Below are 2,897 nucleotides of genomic sequence, written 5' to 3' on the forward strand. Positions count from 1 at the left end.
CAAGGGCTGGTTCAACTCATGGGCAAACGAGGCGGACATCACCCCAAGACTGTGCTGGCGGTCCTGTTGCGCCAATCGGTTCACCACACGATGCCCCTCTTCTTCGCGGACCAATGCGGTCATCACTTTCAGTCTTTCGTCGGCTTGCTCCTGGACGCGTATGCCGAAGTAGACAAAGTAACGCAGCGTTCCTGCCAAGAAGGCGCTCGTCCAGATGCCATAGTTCCACGCCTCTTGGCCAAAGGTGTTCAAGCCCCAGCCCGTGACAAAGCCTTGCGTGCGCATCAAATGGATCAGGCCCATGACGGACATGACCCAGCACATGTGCATGGAAAAACGGTTGGCAGTCTGTTGGTAATGGACATGCGCGAAATAAGCCCCCCACAAAGAGGTGACACCAAAACAGCCCCCAGATAAAAGCAAAGTCAGCTCGGGACCTGCATGCAGGCGACTCCATTCCATGGCTGCAATAAAGACCAGCGTGCCCAGGGTGAGGCCCAGCAGCCGCCAATGTTGGGGGCCTTTGTTGTACAAACGGGCAATCCCCAATCCCATCAGCATGTGGCTCATGGCGGTCAAGCCAATCGGAATGCTGTAGGACCACAGCAGTGGCAGATCGTTGCGAAAAACGGTGGCCAATGCTGACAAGCCTGCCAACAAGGCGCCCACTACCCAATATCGGGCCGAGCTGTCCAAACGTGAAAAATACACCGAAGCTGCCAAACCGCCCAAAAGAGAGAAGATGGCGTAAAAAATGAAAAGGCTTTGGATGTAATGGGCGGCCATGCAGGCAATAGAGAATTTGGCGGGCGTAGGGGATTTTGGTTAAATTTTGAACGATTTATCCGTCCCCTGCAGCCGCCAAGGCAAGCGCCCATGGTCGGCAAATGTTCAGGAGTTTTTAAAAAATCAGTATGGCCGCTTCAGTGCAAGCCCACCACCGGCCGCGTCTTGTAAAACTGCACCGGGCTTTCGGGAACGGCGTTCAACACCGATTTTTTGATCTTGCCCACCACATGCATTTCGCAGGGCTTGCAGTCAAAGCGCAGGGTCAGTTTTTCCTTGCCGTTGATCAGCTGCATGGGCTCGGCTTTCACTGTGCCTTGCACACCGGTCACGCCTTTGGCTTGTTTGGGGCACAGGCTCAAGCTGAAACGCACGCAGTGCTTGGTGATCATCAGGCTGACTTCGCCCAATTCTTCTTGGCTTTCATAGGCTGCATCAATCACTTTCACGCCGTGTTTGGCGTAAAAATCGCGCGCTTTTTGGTTGAACACATTGGCCAGATAGGTCAGCGTGTCTTCAGGGTAAGCGACAGGCGGCTCCACTGGCACCGCACGCGGCAGGCGATGCAGGCCTTGGTTGCGAGCGTTTTCGAGCGCCTGCACGGCATCTCGGCGAAAAGCATTGAGCAGTGAAGGCGGCACAAACCAGGGGCGGGGCAGGGCGACTTGCACATCCAGCGGCTCGAACAGGGTGTCGCCCAGTTTGCCCAAAGCGGTTTTGAGTTTGTCCACGGCCTGCGTTGGGTCTTTGGGTGCTTGCCAGGCCATGGCCAGATCGGCCGTGCCGGTGTGGCCCACTTCGTCGGTCAGGGTCAGTTGCAGACCGCCGGCGGTTTCAGCCAACTGCATCCAAACGCCCATGCGCCGTTGCGCAGACTTTTTGTCCAGCTTGCGCACCCAGCTCATGTCGCGGTTGCGGTTGACCTGCACGCCTTGGCGCAGGTCCTTGAAGCCGCCCATGGGGTCTTTGGGGAAAAGCTTCCACACCCCCTTGGCTTTGGCGGCCTCGGCGCGGTTGATCTGCAAGCCCACTAATTCTTTTTGCAGGTCGTAGTAACACAGGCCATCGCCGTTGTGCAGTTCGGTGGCCGGGTCGTCGGTGGTGATCTCGACGTGCGCGGGCGTGACCTGGCTGACCCAGCCAATCGGCTGGCCGGGGTTTTTGGGGGTGTCAAACGCGCCAATGTCTTCCTTGCGGCCCTGCACAAAGTAGTCGGTGAACTCGCGGTTGAAGTTCTGGTTCGGGTCGGGCTCGAAGCTGAAGGTGCTGCGGCCGTGCGAGGCTGCAGCCAGCTCAGGACGTTCGTTGAGCACTTCGTCAAACAACTTGCGGTAATGGGCCGTGATGTTTTTCACATAGGCCATGTCCTTGTAGCGGCCTTCGATCTTGAAGCTGCGAATGCCTGCATCCACCAAATCGCGCAAGTTCTCGCTCTGGTTGTTGTCCTTCATGCTCAGCACATGCTTGTCGTGCGCCACGATGCGGCCTTGTGCGTCTTTGACCTCATAGGGCAGGCGGCAGGCTTGGGAGCAGTCACCCCGGTTGGCGCTGCGCCCGGTATGGGCATGGCTGATGAAGCACTGGCCGCTGTAGGCCACGCACAAAGCACCGTGCACAAAAAATTCAATCACGGTGCGCTCGGTGTCGATCACGTCACGGATGGCGGCAATTTGCGGCAGCGTCAGCTCACGCGCCAGCACGATCTGGCTCAAACCCGCGTCTTGCAAGAACTTGGCTTTTTCGGGGGTGCGGATGTCGGTTTGCGTGCTGGCGTGCAGTTGGATCGGCGGCATGTCGATCTCAAGCAGTCCCATGTCTTGCACGATCAGCGCGTCCACCCCCGCGTCGTAAAGCTGCCAGGCCAGTTTGCGCGCCCCTTCGATTTCATCGTCGCGCAAGATGGTGTTGAGTGTGACAAAGATGCGGCTGTGAAAGCGGTGGGCGTATTGCACCAGTTTGGCAATGTCTTGCACCGAGTTGTCCGCCGTGGAGCGCGCTCCAAAAGACGGGCCGCCAATATAGACCGCATCGGCGCCATGGTTGATGGCTTCGATGCCAATCTCGAAGGTGCGGGCGGGGGCGAGGAGTTCGAGGTGGTGAGGCTGCATGGC

The 2,897-nt window shown here is 58.0% G+C and carries 2 protein-coding genes; both read right to left on the minus strand.

All coding sequences use genetic code 11. The features are described from left to right. Positions 1–786, minus strand: a 786-nt coding sequence (locus ACIQ47_RS15935; RefSeq protein WP_396439012.1) for a hypothetical protein, incomplete at its 3' end; no start/stop codon positions are given. Positions 787–923: 137 nt separating this feature from the next. Next, positions 924–2,897 (minus strand): U32 family peptidase (locus tag ACIQ47_RS15940; RefSeq protein ID WP_396439013.1); only part of this gene is annotated, 1,974 nt, incomplete at its 5' end.

Source organism: Limnohabitans sp. (assembly GCF_044373035.1).
In the GTDB taxonomy this organism is placed as follows: domain Bacteria; phylum Pseudomonadota; class Gammaproteobacteria; order Burkholderiales; family Burkholderiaceae_C; genus Limnohabitans_A.